The sequence below is a fragment of the Enterococcus sp. DIV0724b genome (genome assembly GCF_050531475.1).
In the GTDB taxonomy this organism is placed as follows: domain Bacteria; phylum Bacillota; class Bacilli; order Lactobacillales; family Enterococcaceae; genus Enterococcus_L; species Enterococcus_L haemoperoxidus.
Map to the genome: position 1 here is coordinate 1,404,566 of NZ_CP172890.1, position 16,313 is coordinate 1,420,878.

General features: G+C 34.1%; 17 protein-coding genes and 1 tRNA gene. 14 read left to right on the forward strand and 4 right to left on the reverse strand.

Annotation, left to right across the window (positions count from 1 at the left end):
- Positions 1 to 10 precede the first annotated feature (10 nt).
- Positions 11 to 703 (reverse strand): ABC transporter ATP-binding protein, encoded by a 693-nt coding sequence (locus tag IGJ02_RS06515; protein WP_010761019.1) that lies wholly within the window; start codon positions 701 to 703, stop codon positions 11 to 13.
- A 12-nt stretch (positions 704 to 715) separates the two neighbouring features.
- Positions 716 to 1,576 carry an efflux RND transporter periplasmic adaptor subunit gene (locus IGJ02_RS06520; RefSeq protein ID WP_430603727.1) on the reverse strand — a complete coding sequence of 287 codons (861 nt, stop codon included), beginning with the start codon at positions 1,574 to 1,576 and terminating at the stop codon, positions 716 to 718.
- A 210-nt stretch (positions 1,577 to 1,786) separates the two neighbouring features.
- Here IGJ02_RS06520 and IGJ02_RS06525 point away from each other — a divergent pair, with 210 nt between their 5' ends.
- From IGJ02_RS06525 to IGJ02_RS06575, 11 genes are all read left to right on the forward strand, one after another.
- Positions 1,787 to 2,521, forward strand: coding sequence for a metallophosphoesterase (locus IGJ02_RS06525; RefSeq protein WP_430603729.1), 735 nt, complete (start codon positions 1,787 to 1,789; stop codon positions 2,519 to 2,521).
- 117 nt (positions 2,522 to 2,638) lie between these two features.
- Positions 2,639 to 4,831, forward strand: coding sequence for a Tex family protein (locus IGJ02_RS06530; RefSeq protein ID WP_430603731.1), 2,193 nt, complete (start codon positions 2,639 to 2,641; stop codon positions 4,829 to 4,831).
- Positions 4,832 to 4,833: 2 nt separating this feature from the next.
- Positions 4,834 to 5,319, forward strand: a complete 486-nt coding sequence (locus tag IGJ02_RS06535; RefSeq protein ID WP_430603732.1) for a SprT family protein — start codon at positions 4,834 to 4,836, stop codon at positions 5,317 to 5,319.
- A 90-nt stretch (positions 5,320 to 5,409) separates the two neighbouring features.
- On the forward strand, positions 5,410 to 6,135 hold the full coding sequence (locus tag IGJ02_RS06540; protein WP_010761024.1) for an ElyC/SanA/YdcF family protein: 726 nt from the start codon (positions 5,410 to 5,412) through the stop codon (positions 6,133 to 6,135).
- 99 nt (positions 6,136 to 6,234) lie between these two features.
- Positions 6,235 to 6,317: transfer RNA gene (locus tag IGJ02_RS06545), tRNA-Leu, on the forward strand.
- Positions 6,318 to 7,102: 785 nt separating this feature from the next.
- Complete coding sequence (locus IGJ02_RS06550; RefSeq protein WP_010761025.1) at positions 7,103 to 7,501, forward strand: DUF1310 family protein; 399 nt, start codon at positions 7,103 to 7,105, stop codon at positions 7,499 to 7,501.
- On the forward strand, positions 7,494 to 7,904 hold the full coding sequence (locus IGJ02_RS06555; RefSeq protein ID WP_430603733.1) for a hypothetical protein: 411 nt from the start codon (positions 7,494 to 7,496) through the stop codon (positions 7,902 to 7,904). Before IGJ02_RS06550 ends, IGJ02_RS06555 begins: the two co-directional genes overlap by 8 nt.
- Before the next feature lie 18 nt (positions 7,905 to 7,922).
- The gene (locus IGJ02_RS06560; RefSeq protein ID WP_430603736.1) at positions 7,923 to 8,723 is read left to right on the forward strand and encodes a hypothetical protein; all 801 of its coding nucleotides are present in this window, start codon (positions 7,923 to 7,925) and stop codon (positions 8,721 to 8,723) included.
- On the forward strand, positions 8,723 to 9,088 hold the full coding sequence (locus IGJ02_RS06565; protein WP_430603737.1) for a hypothetical protein: 366 nt from the start codon (positions 8,723 to 8,725) through the stop codon (positions 9,086 to 9,088). Before IGJ02_RS06560 ends, IGJ02_RS06565 begins: the two co-directional genes overlap by 1 nt.
- Positions 9,089 to 9,214: 126 nt before the next feature.
- Positions 9,215 to 9,355: a hypothetical protein gene (locus tag IGJ02_RS06570; RefSeq protein ID WP_430603739.1), complete on the forward strand. Its 141-nt coding sequence runs from the start codon at positions 9,215 to 9,217 to the stop codon at positions 9,353 to 9,355.
- Between the two features lie 556 nt (positions 9,356 to 9,911).
- Positions 9,912 to 10,775, forward strand: coding sequence for a DUF4839 domain-containing protein (locus IGJ02_RS06575; RefSeq protein WP_430603741.1), 864 nt, complete (start codon positions 9,912 to 9,914; stop codon positions 10,773 to 10,775).
- A gap of 86 nt (positions 10,776 to 10,861) precedes the next feature.
- Here the strand turns inward: IGJ02_RS06575 and IGJ02_RS06580 are convergent, their stop codons facing one another.
- Entirely contained in the window at positions 10,862 to 11,260 is a 399-nt protein-coding gene (locus tag IGJ02_RS06580) for a VOC family protein (protein WP_010761031.1), read from the reverse strand.
- A 237-nt stretch (positions 11,261 to 11,497) separates the two neighbouring features.
- On the opposite strand from IGJ02_RS06580, the gene IGJ02_RS06585 reads away from it, so the two are divergent.
- The 3 genes from IGJ02_RS06585 (at position 11,498) to IGJ02_RS06595 (ending at position 15,160) form a co-directional block, all read left to right on the forward strand.
- On the forward strand, positions 11,498 to 13,069 hold the full coding sequence (locus tag IGJ02_RS06585) for a zinc ribbon domain-containing protein (RefSeq protein WP_430603742.1): 1,572 nt from the start codon (positions 11,498 to 11,500) through the stop codon (positions 13,067 to 13,069).
- A 114-nt stretch (positions 13,070 to 13,183) separates the two neighbouring features.
- Complete coding sequence (locus IGJ02_RS06590) at positions 13,184 to 14,374, forward strand: glycoside hydrolase family 3 protein (RefSeq protein WP_430603744.1); 1,191 nt, start codon at positions 13,184 to 13,186, stop codon at positions 14,372 to 14,374.
- 12 nt (positions 14,375 to 14,386) lie between these two features.
- Positions 14,387 to 15,160, forward strand: coding sequence for a zinc-ribbon domain-containing protein (locus IGJ02_RS06595; RefSeq protein WP_430603746.1), 774 nt, complete (start codon positions 14,387 to 14,389; stop codon positions 15,158 to 15,160).
- A 215-nt stretch (positions 15,161 to 15,375) separates the two neighbouring features.
- Here IGJ02_RS06595 and IGJ02_RS06600 read toward each other — a convergent pair whose 3' ends face one another.
- Positions 15,376 to 16,227: a MurR/RpiR family transcriptional regulator gene (locus tag IGJ02_RS06600; RefSeq protein ID WP_430603747.1), complete on the reverse strand. Its 852-nt coding sequence runs from the start codon at positions 16,225 to 16,227 to the stop codon at positions 15,376 to 15,378.
- Positions 16,228 to 16,313: the final 86 nt, after the last annotated feature.

Genomic DNA, 16,313 nt, shown 5'->3' on the forward strand with positions numbered 1-16,313 from the left:
TGGCTCCTTTCTATAGTGTTTTTCGATCTAATACTGGTTGATCATCAATGATTTCACCATCTCTAAATGACACGATTCGCTTCGTGTATTGCGCTACATCCGGTTCATGTGTAACCATGACAACAGTTGTACCAGTATCATTTAAATCTTGGAAAATCTTCATGATTTCCAGTGTTGTTTTTGAATCTAAATTACCTGTCGGTTCATCAGCCATTAAAACGGCTGGATCATTTACGATAGCTCGAGCGATGGCTACACGTTGTTTTTGTCCGCCAGAAATAGCATTTGGTCTATGAGCTATACGATCTGCCAAACCCACTTTTCTCAAAGCTTCTAATGCGCGCTCTTTGCGCTCTTTTGCCGAAATACCAGAATAAACCATCGGTAGAGCAACATTGTCTAGTAGGGACATCCGCGGCATCAAATTAAAGGATTGAAAAACAAAACCAATTTCTTTATTTCTAACGTGAGCACTTTCGTTACTCGTCAAATTGGTAACGTCTTGTCCGTTCAAGTGATAGGTTCCTTCGTCAAAACGATCTAATAAACCAAGAATATTCATCATGGTTGATTTACCAGAACCGCTAGGACCCATAATAGAAGTGAATTCTCCTTCTGCAATATGCAGAGAAACGTGTTTTAAAGCTTCTAGTTCTTCTCCGCCGGTACGGTAGATTTTTACTACATCTTTTAAATCGATCAATCATTTCACCTTCTATTCTTTGGTTACTTCAGTATTGTTTTTGATATCAGAACTTGGAGAAAGAATCACCGTTTCTCCTTCTTTTAGTCCGCTTTTGACTTCGATCAATTTATCTGATTGAATGCCGATTTCAATTTTTGTTTCTTTGGCACGGCCATCTTTAACCGCGAATACAATCGGTTCATTTTTATCATTATAGGTTAAAGCTTCGATCGGTAAGGCTAGGACATTTTCAACGGTATTTGTTGTGATATCGACATCTACATCAAAACCTGCGAACAGTTTTTCTGGTGCTTGATCAAAGGTTACAACGGCACCTAAACTTGCACTTGTTCCTGTTGCTGATTGAGTACTTTGAGCAGCAGGATCTTTTTCAGCGACTTTTCCTGAAAACGTTTCATTACCGCTTGTGATTTCCGTTTTTTGATCAACAGCTACAGCAGAAGCCTCTGAGTTAGATAATGCTAGTTGAACTTTTAAGGTAGAAAGATCATCTAGCTGAATCGATGGTTTTCCTTGCTGAGCATTTGTATCGGCTTGTTTGGCTTTAATGTTGACCTGAGTGACCGTGCCATTGAATCCGGCAGTTAATTGTAAGCCGTTATCATATGTTGCTAAAACTTTGTCTTTTTCTACTTTATCACCGGTCTTGACAAACACATCGACAACATTACCAGTTCCCATAAGTGTTTGTGTTTGATTGGGAATTAACGTACCGGTTGTAGAAAGTTTTTCAACGATCGTTTCGTTTTTTACTTCACCAGTTCGAACAGTAATAGCTTTTGATTTTCCTGAATTTCCTTGAACGATCAAGAAAATAGCAACCACAACAACTAAAACTGCAAGAATACCGAAAATTGTTTTTTTCTTCATAAATTTCAGCTCTTTTCTACTAATTTTATGACATCGTGTCATTCATATAAGTTTACTCTCTTTTTCATGAAAAGTCTAAGATTAATTTTCAATTTTTAAAATATTCCTAAATAAACGACTGTCCCTATATGTTTTGAATTGATAATCTGAAGTACATGTTGTTTTTTGCGTTATAATATAGAAAAAGAATGGTAAAAAGGAGCTTAGTTTATGAAAAAATTTATCTACGCAATCAGTGATATTCACGGGGAATACGAGTTGTTTGAAAAATTGATCCAATACTTTGATCCGAAGATGCATCAATTAGTATTGATCGGTGACTTAAATGATCGTGGCCCCAAAACAAAAGAGAGCTTTTTACTTGGAAAAGAATTGGTTGAGAAATATAAAGCCGTTTACCTTAGAGGAAATCATGAAGAATATTTTCTGCAGTTTCTAAATAAACCAGAGGACTGGTTTACTAGTTACATTCGTAACGGTGGTAAAGAAACGATGGAAAGTTTGCTTCATAAAGGAGCAACAGAAGAATATTCCCCAACTGAGATCAGCATGATGATTCGCAGCAGATATAAAGAGTTGATTGAATTTTTGACTGAGCGGCCACGTTACTTTGAATGGGAAGAGTATATTTTTGTTCATGCTGGAGTAGACTTAACTAAAAAAGACTGGCATGAAACGAGTCCGCATGATTTTATCTGGATCAGAGAGGCGTTTCATCAAGGAAAAAATCATACAGGTAAAAAAATTGTGTTTGGTCATACCATTACTCCAATGCTTCATGGAGATATGGAGACAACTGACTTGTGGCTGTCCGATAATAAAATTGGGATTGATGGGGGCGCTGTGTTTGGTGGTTCCGTTCATGGTGTGATTTTCGATCAAAATGGAATCGTGCAAGATATTGAATATCAAAATTTAAATGGACCTTGGCAGCCTGATTTTTAAACAACTGTTTCTATTTGAACCGAGTAAAGTCTTTTTTAAGCTTTTTGCTCGTCCTATATTTCAACAAGAAAATATGCTAAAATGAAACAGTATGTTAATGAAGAGAGGTATGTAAATATGGCAGAAGCTTATAACCAAGAAGTAGTTGATTTACTTCAGAAAGAATTGACAGAATATCGTCCCAAACAAATCACAACAGTGCTGACTTTATTAAGTGAAGGCAACACTGTTCCTTTTATTGCCCGTTATCGTAAAGAAATGACGAACAGTTTAGATGAAGTGCAAATTCGTGAAATTGAAGAACGGTACACCTACTTAGGTAATTTAGAGAAACGCAAAGAAGAAGTACTTCGTTTAATCGAAGAGCAAGGAAAACTGACAGATGAGTTAGCTAAATCCATTCAAAAAGCGACAAAAATGCAGCAAGTGGAAGATCTATATCGCCCTTACAAGCAAAAACGTCGTACCAAAGCAACAATTGCCAAAGAAAAAGGACTAGAACCTTTAGCAGACTGGTTAATGAGCTTTCCAGCTCAGGCAGATGTAACGGCTGAGGCTGATAAATATGTGGATGCTGAAAAAGAAGTTGATTCAGCGGAAGCAGCATTGCTAGGTGCGCATGAAATCATTGCTGAACGAGTATCCGATGAGCCTAAATTCCGTACTTGGATTCGTGATTTTACCTTTAAACATGGGCAATACGTAAGTACAGTTAAAGACGAAGAGAAAGACGAGAAATCAGTTTATGAAATGTATTATGATTTTTCTGAACCTGTTAGTAAAATGGTTTCTCATAGGGTCTTAGCAACAAATCGTGGTGAAAAAGAAGATATCTTGAAAGTTACTCTTTTGGTAGAGGAAGAAAAAATCAATTCTTATTTAGAACGACAATTGATTGGAAATAATAAACAATCTCCAACAGCGCCTTATGTTGAAACAGCGTATTTGGATAGTTACAAACGATTTATTGGTCCAGCCATCGAACGTGAGATTCGTAATGAATTGACTGAAAAAGCCGATGAACAAGCAATCAATATTTTTGGTGAGAACTTACGTAATCTATTGCTTCAACCACCATTGAAAGGCAAAGTCGTTTTAGGGTTTGATCCAGCTTACCGAACAGGATGCAAAATGGCGATTGTCGATGCCACAGGTAAAGTATTAGCGATCCAAGTGATTTATCCTCACAAACCAGCTTCAGGAGAAAAACGTGCAGCAGCAGGTCCTGCTTTTAATCAGTTGATTGAAAAGTATCAAGTTGAAATGGTGGCGATCGGTAATGGAACAGCTAGCCGTGAATCTGAGCTATTTGTTGCTGAACAATTAAAACAAATCAAACGGGACGTTTTCTATGTGATCGTTAACGAAGCAGGAGCGTCTGTCTATTCTGCGAGTGATGTAGCGAGAACTGAATTTCCAGATCTACAAGTAGAAGAAAGAAGTGCGGTCAGTATTGCTCGCCGTTTGCAAGATCCTTTAGCAGAACTTGTAAAAATCGATCCGAAAGCGGTCGGCGTCGGTCAATATCAACATGATGTTTCCCAAAAACGTTTAGCAGAACAATTGGATTTTGTTGTAGAAACAGCTGTTAACCAAGTCGGCGTAAATGTAAACACAGCTAGCCCACAATTATTACAACATATTTCTGGTTTAAACAAAACGACTGCTCAAAACTTAATGGCCTATCGAGATGAAAATGGTGCCTTTACGGCTCGTAATCAAGTTAAAAAAGTTCCTCGTTTAGGTCCAAAGGCTTATGAACAAGCGATTGGGTTCTTGCGAATTCCAAATGGGAAAAACATATTGGATAATACAGGGATTCATCCAGAAAGTTATGATGTTGCTAAGGCAATTTTAGAAAAAGCCAACGTTAAATTAGCAGAACTTGGAACTCCAGAAGCTGCCCAAAGCATTAAAGGATTGTCATTAGATCAATTAGAATCTGAATTAGCTGTTGGGAGTGAAACCTTGAAAGATATCATCCAAGCATTAGTCCAGCCAGGAAGAGACATGCGTGATGAAATGCCTGCTCCTCTTTTAAGAAAAGATGTCTTATCCATGGAAGACCTTAAATCTGGAATGGAGTTGCAAGGTACAGTTCGAAATGTTATCGATTTTGGTGCTTTCGTTGATATTGGTGTAAAACAAGATGGCTTAGTCCACATTTCAAAACTTAGTACAAAATTTGTTAAACATCCTACAGATGTCGTTGCTGTAGGAGACGTTGTGACCGTTTGGGTAGAAGATGTAGACATGAAGAAAGGGCGCATTAGTCTAACGATGTTGCCGCAAGCTGAAAGGAAAGATTGATTTTGAGCAGTTTTTCGAAAGAAGGAAAACCAACAAAGCCAGTATTTACCGATGAACAGTTACAAAAGTTAGTAGAAGAAATTTCGTTGGCTTTTTTTGAAAAAAAGTTTAGGCATAAAGCTTTTTTCAATCGACGGTTGAAAACCACAGGTGGGCGGTATCATTTAAATTCTCATGATATTGATTTTAACCCGAAAGTTATTGAACTTTATGACGAAGACGAATTAATCAAAGTCATCAAACATGAATTATGTCATTATCATCTTCATATTGACGGCAAGGGCTATCAGCATAAAGATTCTGACTTTAAGACATTGTTAAAAAAAACGGGTGGAAGTCGTTATGTTCGACCTTTAGTAGAGCAAAAGCCGCAATCTTATCATCAATATCAATGCGAAAAATGTCAAACATTGATTTTAAGAAAACGTAGAGTCAATACCCAAAAATTTGTTTGCGGCAAATGTCGAGGGAAACTTGTAGAAGTTTAGACAAAAGTGTTTAGCTCTGAGAAAGAAGAGCTAAACACTTTTGTGCTACCCTCTTTGTATTATTGACGGAAAAGGAAAGTAGGGAACAAGATGATTCGCCAATGGAATGAAGTAATCAACTATTTAGCTGCACAAGAAAAAATAACAGGAAGCTATGATTTAGCAATTTTGGCTGGAAATAGTCTTCCTTATCTTGCCGATGAACTGATACACTTATATAAACAAAAAAAAGTATCTGCGGTTTTACTTGTAGGTGGTATCGGTCACGCTACGCCTTTTTTACGAAATAATTTTAAAAATATGGGAATTGACGTCTCGGATGCTAGTGAAACTGAAATGTATTTAGAGTATTATAAAATGAAATATGATATAGCTCCAGAGTTATTCTTAACAGAAATGCACTCAACCAATTCTGGTGAAAATGCACTCTTTTCTTTAGAGGTTGTAAAAAAAGCTAGAATAGCGCAAAAGAAGGTCTTATTACTGGAAGATCCGATTTTACAAAGAAGAATCAAGGCGACCTTTGAAAAACATTGGCAAGAAACGAACACAATGTTTACAAATTATGTACCAATCGTGCCTTATCTGAAATCTATAGATAAAACCATTCTTTTTGAAGATGATAGACTTAATGGTTTATGGACAAAAGAATATTTTCTGTCTTTAGTTTTAGGGGAGATTCCTCGATTGAGAAACGATGAATATGGTTACGGACCAAAAGGAAGTAATTACATCGGGGAAGTAGAAATTCCAAATAATGTCAGTAGGGCTTATGATGAGCTATGTCAAGTATATGCGTATAAGCAGCAGCGTTAACTTTTATTATGTACGTTTGCCTGTTAGATGAACCATTGACAAAAGGTAGGCCGTATTTTATCATATGTTAAGATACACTTATTTCATAAAACATAAAATGCGGTCATGGCGGAATGGCAGACGCGCCAGCTTGAGGGGCTGGTGGGGGCAACCCCGTGGAAGTTCGAGTCTTCTTGGCCGCATAGTTCAAGCCTAAACCTTAGTACATATAGGTTTAGGTTTTTTTTAATGTCTCCATAAAAGTTCTGATGAACGAAGCGATGTAATAATTTGTAGAAAAACTAGTGTATCTATTAGGGCAATTACTCTAGTTTTTTAAGTCGATACAAGCTATTTTTTTCTGTAATTTCTCTTGAGGATGAGCATAATATTTTATAAATACATCAAAGGTATTCCCTAAACTATCTGCAATAGCTTGTAAAGTTGCACCATAGTTGGTATTTTCATTATTGTTATTAATATAGCATTAAAGTGGCGTATGTATAACTCAACGAATAAAGTTGATAATGGGGAAGGTTGGAATTTGATTTTATGGGAGATGTACAAGAATTAAATAAATAAAATCACCGATTTTTGAAGACTATATTTATTAAGTCCTAGGAACCTGTTTTGGTGGTTTTAAGATAATAACTTGATCAATTTTAATGATTAAACTTGCAGATGCCAAATACGTATATGATAGCAGTGAGGCTAGCCAAATAGATATTGAGCATGCTGTTATTGAACTACAGCAAGCAATTAATAACTTAGTATAATAAGAAAAGGGTTTGTAAGTGTAAAAACTTGCAAACTCTTTTTAAATGGACAAACTTGGATAAAAATCATAATTTCAACATATAAAAATAGTATATTCATAGTTTCAACTCTATCAATTTTATTGTACATTTCGTAAAATAAATAGTAATTAGAATTAAAGTTTAATTATGATAAGTACACTTTTTTAGTAAATGGAAAAAGTAGGTGGAAAATGAAAAAGAAACTATTAGTAGTTATAGGTATTATTGTAATAATTACCATTGGGATTGGAGGGAAAGTGATGTTAGACAATAAGAAACAAGAGGATAAAATGATTAAGATTGTGAATAGTCAAGAAGCAAAAGAAGTATTTGAGAATGGTTTAAAAGTACTAGACCCGAAAGCACTCACAGAAGAAGGAATTATTAAATCGTATGAAATTGATGAAGAAAGTATCAAACATAATCCTATGGGTGGAATTAACGGTACTTTAATCATTGATGCAGATAAAGAGTTATATGTAAGGTTTCATTTAGACAAAAACAATAATGGGCAGTTTAAAAAATCTGTAATTTCAGGTAACTCTTCGAAATTAGGTGAGAAATTGAGAGGGGGAACAATTGATGACTAAAGCTTATTCTGATGAGGAACGTGTTGAAATTGCATCCAAAGAATACGAAGAATGGTTAATAAAAGATGAAGTCAGACTTGATAATAATGATTTAGTTGGAGTGATATCCATTGTGAATGATAAATCCACTGGAGAACAATCTTTTGTTATTACAGATAAGTATTGTCCTGCCTCTTCATCAATCGAACAAAGAAACCAAGTAAAAGAAGTTACGGTAATTTATCGTGGTTCTTCTTTTGAGTTATCATCAGATGCTGCCAAAGACTGGTTATTAAATGATATTCCCACTGGAATACAAGTGATTAATGGTGGTGGAGCAGTAGCAACGCCACAATTGCAGTCTTCGGCAGAAACCTTAAAAAATGCCATGGAACTATATCCAAATGCACAAGTATTTGTTTAGGGACACTCATTAGGTTCCATGAATGCGCAATACGCAGTTTCAGATTTATCTGATAAGGATAGTTTACGTATTGCAGGTGGATTTTTTTATGAAGGGCCAAATATCTATGGTGTTCTTTCCCCAAAACAACAAGCAACGGCAGATGCATTAACAAAACTAAACAAATTATTTAATTATGTTGATTCAAAAGACATTATAGCAATCGGTTATGGTTCGGGTAAACTATCAGTAGGAAATATTATTAGAATAAACTCCAAAAAAGTAGGACTTATTGACCAACATATGTGGGGTGGATATGATTTTAATAAAGATGGAAGTATTAAGGCTCCAAAAGAAGGGAGTCTCCAACTGGCTAAATACATGGTAACTCAACAACTATCTGCAATAGATATGATGAGAAAGAGTCTTATGAAAAGCGGTGGTGGTCTTTCTAAATCTGAAGAGATTTTTCTTGATGCATCAGAAGCAATGGCAATCACCCAAGGGATGAAACAAACAATCAGTGGCGAAATTACAGAGCTCAAACAAATGTATACAGACGGTATCAAAAATGCAGGAGATTTGTGGAGAACAACCAAATCGAATGCTGAAAATACGGGTTCCCATTTATCTTATGGAGAGTGTATAGATGCATTAGCTAGAGGAAATGCAACAGAAAATAATATTGTAAGAGAACCAGTCCGTGAATATGAGGAGAAATTAGCGAAAGCTACAAAGATAAGCCGAAATTATGATGAATTATTACAGAAAATAAGGGAGTCAATTACGAAACAATTACAAACAGACCAAGAGTTAGCGAATCAGATAAGGAGCATGTAATGGACAAAGAAGAAGAGCTATCTAAAAAATTGGATGCTTTAGAAACAGACTATAGAAAAGAAAAACAACAAATAAAAGAAACAATAGAGGATGTTCATCAGGAGAATCGGGCGTTCCGTAGGGAAATTGAAAGTTTAGCTGATTATGTAAGATACATGGCAAAAAGTGAAGAAGCTACTGAACCTGAAGCATTGCAACAAGCTTATAGATTCCTTCAAGAAGCGCAAGAAGAAGGTCAAATGGTCATTAAGAAAACATTGAATAAATTAGATGATGAGCAAGAAGAACAAAGGCTTTCGTATCAAAAAAAAAGAATGTCCTATGAAGAGGATATGTTACTAGCAAGAAAAGAAAGGAATTCTTAAATGTTAGATGCACTAAAAGAAAATTTAGCGGATATCCGAAAAGAATTAGAAAAAAAGTTGATTCAAACATTTGTAGCTAATTAAAGCCATGCAACATCTGAAAATCGTAAACAAATGATGAACCAAATGGAAAAAGAAAAGATGATCGGGTTAAAAAGTACAAGTTCCAGTTATCTATCCAGTTTTAAAACATCAGCAAAAGGGCAATGGGTAAAGCAAGCAGAACAAATATTTAAACAAACCACTGAGCAATTTGATGACTTATAAAAGCATAATTTATCAGGTGAGAGGTGCAATTACATTGATGACTCTTTTTTTGTACTTCTATTTTTAACGGCTATAGGAGCCTGCCTAGTGCGTATTATTGACGAGGTGTAATTAGGCAATGCACTCTAATTTAAAACGTCTAAAAATTAACTTGGTAGCTTTTAACAGTAATTTAGATAACCAACCGTTGGAAATGAAATATTGATTTATCTCAAATACCCATATTAAAGATTAAATAACGCAGAAAATACATAAGTGATAGGCGATAAAAATTTTTCAGAGAACATTGATTTTCATTTTATAAAAAAAGTTGAATTTAAAAATATCAGAAAAGTTGAAATCAAAATATCCGTATGAAATCAAGTTAATTCAATTCATAATTAAATAACAATCAAACATGATGGGAAATTTGTGGGAACGTACAAGAATGATTGTATAATAGATTTAGGAAGAAAACTTACAGTTAAATTTTAAACAAAATTACTAATGACAGGTAGCATTATTTATAATTAAATGAATGGTCGTTACATATGAATCGCACGAGGAGATTATTAAGATGAAAAAGATACAAGGTTTTTTGTTTACTATTGTGGTAATTTTTTTTAGTTTTATATTGGTTGGCTGTAATAGTGAGAAAAAAGAAGATACAATGATAAAAACTCCAGCAAGTGCAAAGGAATTAAAGAAAGAAAATTATGAAGATGTACAAAAACTTTTCAACCAAGCTGGATTTGAGGACATTGTATTAAAAGAAGAAGCTGACTTAAAAATAGGTTTATTATCTAAAGAAGGTGATGTAGATTCTATATCAATTGATGGTGATACAAAATTTGAAAAAGGTGACTCTTTTGATAAAACTGCGGAAGTAGTAATAATTTATCATGTTTTCCCTCAGGAAGATAGCACACCTTCTAATTCTAAAGAGGAAAGCAGTAGTCATTCTTTAACAAGAGAAAATAGCACGTCTAACTCACCAAAGAAGTCTGAATCTTCTTCTACTCAAGAAGTAAAAATAGAAGAAAAAGCAGATAATGAAATTATTACTGTTGAAAATAATTCAGAATTTGTAAATGTATTAACAGGTATTGACGATTATAAAGCCTACAAAGAATTTGCAGAAAAATATAAAAATCGTAAAGTAGAGTTTGATGGAAATATTGCTTACATGTCTTTACACGGAAATAATAAAACTCGATATGATTTCTTAATAACGCCTGGTAACTATGACTCTAATGGTAATAGTGGAGCTAATTTTCAAATTAACAATAAGAATGTTACTTACGATTTACATTTAACAGGTGATAACATTCCTGACTCCATTTCAGAAGGTCTTAATATACACATAATTGCAACAATTGACAGTTACAATGAGAATGCTGATCTTTTGATGATAACGCCTATAGAAATAAAAATTAGATAAATTAAGAAAAATGAGTTTGGGGCAAAATCAGATTTTTTCTGACTATTGGCCCAAACTCAAAATTATAACTTATGTGTATTGTTTTTTTACATACTCATCCATGTCGGTTCCAAAGAATTTCCATCTGGATCTTGCACTTCAAGACCAAACATCATATCTTCTGGAATACCCATATCAACCTTATAAAAATCGCCACCATTTGCCTTAGCCGTTTCAGCAAATTTCTTCACAGCATCTGCACTTTCCAGACTAAACGCAACTAAAACACCACTAGTTGTTTTTGTATCTGCAATTTTTTTGTCTTTGATAAATTTACTGTAAAAATCATGATTTAACAACATAACCCAAAAGTTATCATCCCAAACCATTGAGCTTGTTTCTTCGGTAGAAAATTCTTGGTTTTTTTTGAATCCCAATTTTTCGTAAAATTCTGTAGAACGTGCTACATCTGTTACTGGGAAATTTACAAATACCATTGTTGCCATAAAAATTCAACCTTCTCTCTTTTTGTTGTTTAGTGCAATTAGAGCATCTCATGAGCTGAATTTTTTGTCAAAAATAAAGAATTAAGTTAAGTCTGTTATTTAAATAAGGAAACCTCTCTTTATTTTACTATGAGACTTTAAATTATACTTATTTTTATTGTAAAAAAAGTTGACTTTTTGTCAATAAAATAGAATGATAGAGAGGAACCAAAAAAATAGTAAAAATAGGAGAGAAAAATGAAGATTTGTCAGTCATGCCAACATGAAAACGAAGAAGCAGCACTGTTTTGTGAAAATTGTGGGGATAAGATCAAAACACAGCCGATTACTCAAGCGGAAAATGATGATACATTTGAGTTAAAAACACCAGAAGTAGCTGGAAATAATACCTGTTCATGCGGTACAGTATTAGAGGAAGAAGACCAGTTCTGTACAACTTGTGGGGAATCTGTATCAAAAGATCCCACTTATCACCTAGAAGATGCTCAGGTAAGCAAAGTAAAACAACCAATGAAACAAAAACAAAAGATTTTAATTACGCTATCTGTTGCGCTTATGTGCCTAGTTTTTGGCACTTATTTTGCTGCGAAAAATTATTATAGTCAAGAGAACCAGCTTAAGAGAATGGTAGAAATCGTTAAAAATAAAGATGTCAATAAGATGGAACAATTGACGGTTTCAGTGGATCCTAATTATAATGTAACAAGAAAAGAAATAAAAAAGTATTTTGATTATTATGGACGTAACGAACACAAAGAAGCTTTTTCTCGACTGATTGAACAATTAGGCAACGTTGATAATCATACAGGAGTGTTATCGCTGATAAAAAATGGCAAAAAGTTTTTGCTGTTTGATCATTATCAATGGGCTTTAAAACCAGGCTACATAACGATTAAAGCGAATCAAAAAGATATGAAGTTATTCTTGAATAATCAAGAAAAAGAGACAACCGATAAAGCGCAGTTTCAAACTGTATGGGGGCCGTTAACTCCAGCAGAATATACAGTCAAAGGTGAGTTAGCTGGTGAAAAAAGCGAAACAACAATCGACTTGCTTCAACGTCAGAATTCTGGTGATAATCAAACGAATCAAGTAAATTTGGACTTTCGTAAAATCTCATTTAAACTTACTTCTAATATCTCTGAAGCCGATGTTTTTATTAATGATAAAAAAATAGGACAACTGTTGGCTGGCGAATACGAAGTAAAAAATCTGATTTGGCACCAAGAAATGACTGTTCAATTGAAACAAGCGCTAGAAGATAAAAGTGTTATTGAAACAAAACCTTATATAATAAACGATTCGTCTTTTGATGCAAGCGAATATGATCCAGAATCGTACTCTTCGATTATTAAACTGGATTTTGCTGGTATTCAAGGAGAGTCCAATATTGAATGGTTTTTAAACAGTTTTTATTCAACTGTTTCTGGCTATACAAGTACGTATTCAACTTATGATGAAACAACGAAACAAAAGTTTTCGAATCATTTTATTGATGGCAAAGACAATGCGGAGTATCAAGATTTCAATACGTTTATTCAATCAGTGCGTGATAGTAAAGTCAAAAGCTCGGTAACGGGTTCCCCAACTGTGGAGTCGGTTAAAATGACTGGGAAAAACAGTTACGATGTTCAATACTTAATCAAATACAAAACGAATTATAAAGAGTATAAACAACCAGATGTCACGCAACTATTTCGTTACAAAAAAGCAACACTTATTTATAATGAAGAAGAAAAGCAGTTTGCTATCAAAAGTTTAGGCGGTAAAGAGAATTTTGAAGTGGTAGATAATGGTGGAATAGACTAAACGACTGAGCTTAATTAGTTTCATAAACTACCCTCATATTTTCCTGTTTTTTTATGGGAACCTGAACGAGCTCATTGCACTTTTAGAGGAGGAACCATCATCAATAATAAAAAAATGATTGTCAGCGCGGTACTTATTTTACTTTTGATTTTTAGCATTAGTTTAGCTGTTATTTTATTATTTAATCAGACCGACAATACAGTGGAGCAAAAAAGTTCGAGCAGTACACTCACAAAGGGGACTGAAGAAACAACGAATTCGATGAAGAAAAACGAAAAACAATCTGCGAAGAATCAAGAAGAAGTGATCAATGACACGATTTCTTCAATGAGTATCGAGGAAAAAGTCGGGCAGTTATTCTTAGCTCGTGTACCGATAGAAGGACAATTAGAGAGTATTGAAGCATATCATTTAGGTGGTTACCTTCTATTTGGTCGTGACGTTGAGATGGAAACGTCAGATTCACTGAAGGAAAAAATAAAAAGCTATCAATCTAGCAGTAAATTACCGTTATTCATTGCATCAGATGAAGAAGGAGGGACAGTTTCTCGTTTGAGTAGAGGAACAGATTTAGTTCCAGCAGAATTTAAAGCACCACAGCAAGTATATCAAGAATCTGGATGGGAAGGGATTCGCTCAGATATTCAGGAAAAAGCCAAAGTCTTACATTCTTATGGGATTCAAGGTGGTTTATTCCCTGATGCAGATGTGTCAACTGATCCCGAAGCTTTTATCTATGACCGAACATTAGGACTTGATGCGCAACAAACAAGTGAATACGTGAAAATAACTGTGGAGGAGTTAAAAAAACAAAAAATTGCTTCAACGTTGAAACATTTTCCAGGTTATGGAAATAATCGAGATTCTCATGTAGAAATTGTTTACGATACTCGCAGTCTAGATGAGCTTAGAAATAATGATTTCTTGCCTTTTAAAGCAGGAATAGCAGCAGGAGCAGACAGTGTTCTAATTTCTCACAATATCATTACGAGTATTGACGAAGCAATGCCAGCATCGATCTCCCGACCAGTTCATGATATTTTGCGAAATGAATTAGGATTTCAAAACGTTATCATGACAGATGATATGGATATGGCGGGGCTGGCAGATTTTATTTCGCAAAAAGAAGCGGGACTGGCTGCATTAAAAGCAGGAAATGATTTAATTTTGTCTTCTTCTTTTCAAGAACAGATTCCATATGTTTTACAAGGAATCGAAGAAGGAGTATATACTGAAAAAGAGTTGAATCAATCGGTTTATCGAGTGTTAAAAATGAAAATGGATATAGGGTTAATAAATTGGTAGAGGTGTGGTTGTATGAACTATTGTATTCAGTGTGGCAAAGAAATAAAAAAAGAGGCAAATTTTTGTCCATTGTGTGGTAAGTGTCAAATTCAAGAATCAGCAGAAGCAACTTCAGTAGAAACTATTTTAAAAAAAGGAACACAACTTCAAACTAGTTTAAATGAACAATTGAAGAATAATCAAACTATGCAGCAGGTAACAACTGAAAGTAAAAACTATTTTAGTTGGCTGAATAATCAAATCAAAGGGGAAGAGAAAGGCAATGTAAAAAAGACCCAATTTTTTGGTGTAGTTAATTTCTTCTTGTTGATTATATTGAACGCTTTAGCAATAAGTCGCAGTATTTTAAGGATGAGTGACTATAGGAATGAAAGCCCAATAGCATTATTTATTGAAAGTTTGTTATTGATTGGTGTTTATTTTTTCCTGTTTATTCTGGTGTACTTTTTTGCATCAAACAAACTCGGCCGAGAAAAAGTATCGTTTTTAGATTCATTTCATACACTTTTTAGTCCGGTAAGTATAACGGTATATAGTAGTTTAATCGCTTTCCTGTTTTCTTTTTTACCGATTGACTCTTATATGATCGTGATGGGATTGTTTTGTTTGTCCGCATTATTGATCAGTTTATCTTTTACAGATCGGTTGTGGAAAAGAGAAGATATTCTTGGTCGATTTTGTCTTACTTTGGTGATCGTATTAATTTCATTTATTATTGTTTTTATCATCTTCAAATTAGTTGGTGGATCTAAAATAATTGATGTATTTATTGAAAATCTTAATTAGTTGAAACAAAAATGTATAGCTCCGAGAATCAAGTAGATACTGTGCAATATCAACTCATATTTCGTTGTGTTTTACAGCACTTCAATGAGTTTCAATTCTTAGAAGTTGATGTAATCCAAATGGAGTGTAGTCTACTTTTTGTCGGCTGTTTATTCTATTTAAAGCCCTTGAGAAAGCTGATTTTTAGCTTTCTCAAGGGCTTTTTCTGCAATTTTTCAAATCAAATTTGGGTTCATTTTTTGATAATTCTCTAATTTATACGCTAAATTTTTTTCATAATTTTGATTAAAAAAACTAAGATATAAACGATCCAAAAGAAACATTAAGGACATCCGTGTTGAGAAGGACGAGATTTTATTGTAATGGTTTTCCAGAGAAGAAAAGAATAATGTTCCGTCCACTTTTTCATCTAGAAGCGTACTGTTTTTTGATGTAATTAATAAAATCTTACTATTATTTTTTTTCAAAGTGTCCACTATTTTTTTAACGCTAGAGCCACGTCCTTCATAAGAAATAATGATGGCTAAATGATCAGAAGTACTGTTAGCTGCTGATAGATTTTGCATATAATCATCAATCGGCACATTAATTCTTTTACCGATTTCTTGCATCTGAAATTGAAAATTCTGAGCAAAATAAATATTTGCAGACGAGGCGTAGATATCAATCAACGCTGATTTGTCGATTAATGAACTAGTAATCGCCATCATTTCAACAGTATTTACGTCAATCGTTGATTGGACAGTTTGCTCATAAACTGTTTTTAGCTTTTTAGTCATCGCATAATGATTATCTTCTGCAGAAATAGGATAATCCATATCAATAATCTGCTCAGAATTATGCTCATTTAAATAGTTTACCAATGCTAGTTTAAGATCGTTCAATCCATCAAGATCTAACTTATTAATCAAACGGTAAATCGTTGAAATAGAGACATAAGAATGATTAGCCAATTCTTTAGGTGAAAAATGAATCACTTTTTCTGGAGAATCAAGGATATAGTCGACAAGTGCTTTTTCACTTGTAGTCAATCTGTCTAAATTTTTTAATTTTAGGATTAAGTTCATCACGCAAACCACCTTTCAGTTAGGGTTGTATAAATGAATTATAACTGATTATGGCGTATTGTGTTAGAAATAAAAAATAGATTAGA

What these genes read in the sequence shown, in the direction of transcription:
- IGJ02_RS06575 (WP_430603741.1), top strand. Translation starts at nt 9,912, where the DNA reads ATGAAAAAGATACAAGGTTTTTTGTTTACTATTGTGGTAATTTTTTTT.
- IGJ02_RS06570 (WP_430603739.1), top strand. Translation starts at nt 9,215, where the DNA reads ATGGAAAAAGAAAAGATGATCGGGTTAAAAAGTACAAGTTCCAGTTAT.
- IGJ02_RS06540 (WP_010761024.1), top strand. Translation starts at nt 5,410, where the DNA reads ATGATTCGCCAATGGAATGAAGTAATCAACTATTTAGCTGCACAAGAA.
- IGJ02_RS06530 (WP_430603731.1), top strand. Translation starts at nt 2,639, where the DNA reads ATGGCAGAAGCTTATAACCAAGAAGTAGTTGATTTACTTCAGAAAGAA.
- IGJ02_RS06600 (WP_430603747.1), bottom strand. Translation starts at nt 16,227, where the DNA reads ATGAACTTAATCCTAAAATTAAAAAATTTAGACAGATTGACTACAAGT.
- IGJ02_RS06565 (WP_430603737.1), top strand. Translation starts at nt 8,723, where the DNA reads ATGGACAAAGAAGAAGAGCTATCTAAAAAATTGGATGCTTTAGAAACA.
- IGJ02_RS06590 (WP_430603744.1), top strand. Translation starts at nt 13,184, where the DNA reads ATGATTGTCAGCGCGGTACTTATTTTACTTTTGATTTTTAGCATTAGT.
- IGJ02_RS06520 (WP_430603727.1), bottom strand. Translation starts at nt 1,576, where the DNA reads ATGAAGAAAAAAACAATTTTCGGTATTCTTGCAGTTTTAGTTGTTGTG.
- IGJ02_RS06580 (WP_010761031.1), bottom strand. Translation starts at nt 11,260, where the DNA reads ATGGCAACAATGGTATTTGTAAATTTCCCAGTAACAGATGTAGCACGT.
- IGJ02_RS06525 (WP_430603729.1), top strand. Translation starts at nt 1,787, where the DNA reads ATGAAAAAATTTATCTACGCAATCAGTGATATTCACGGGGAATACGAG.
- IGJ02_RS06550 (WP_010761025.1), top strand. Translation starts at nt 7,103, where the DNA reads ATGAAAAAGAAACTATTAGTAGTTATAGGTATTATTGTAATAATTACC.
- IGJ02_RS06555 (WP_430603733.1), top strand. Translation starts at nt 7,494, where the DNA reads ATGACTAAAGCTTATTCTGATGAGGAACGTGTTGAAATTGCATCCAAA.
- IGJ02_RS06595 (WP_430603746.1), top strand. Translation starts at nt 14,387, where the DNA reads ATGAACTATTGTATTCAGTGTGGCAAAGAAATAAAAAAAGAGGCAAAT.
- IGJ02_RS06560 (WP_430603736.1), top strand. Translation starts at nt 7,923, where the DNA reads ATGAATGCGCAATACGCAGTTTCAGATTTATCTGATAAGGATAGTTTA.
- IGJ02_RS06585 (WP_430603742.1), top strand. Translation starts at nt 11,498, where the DNA reads ATGAAGATTTGTCAGTCATGCCAACATGAAAACGAAGAAGCAGCACTG.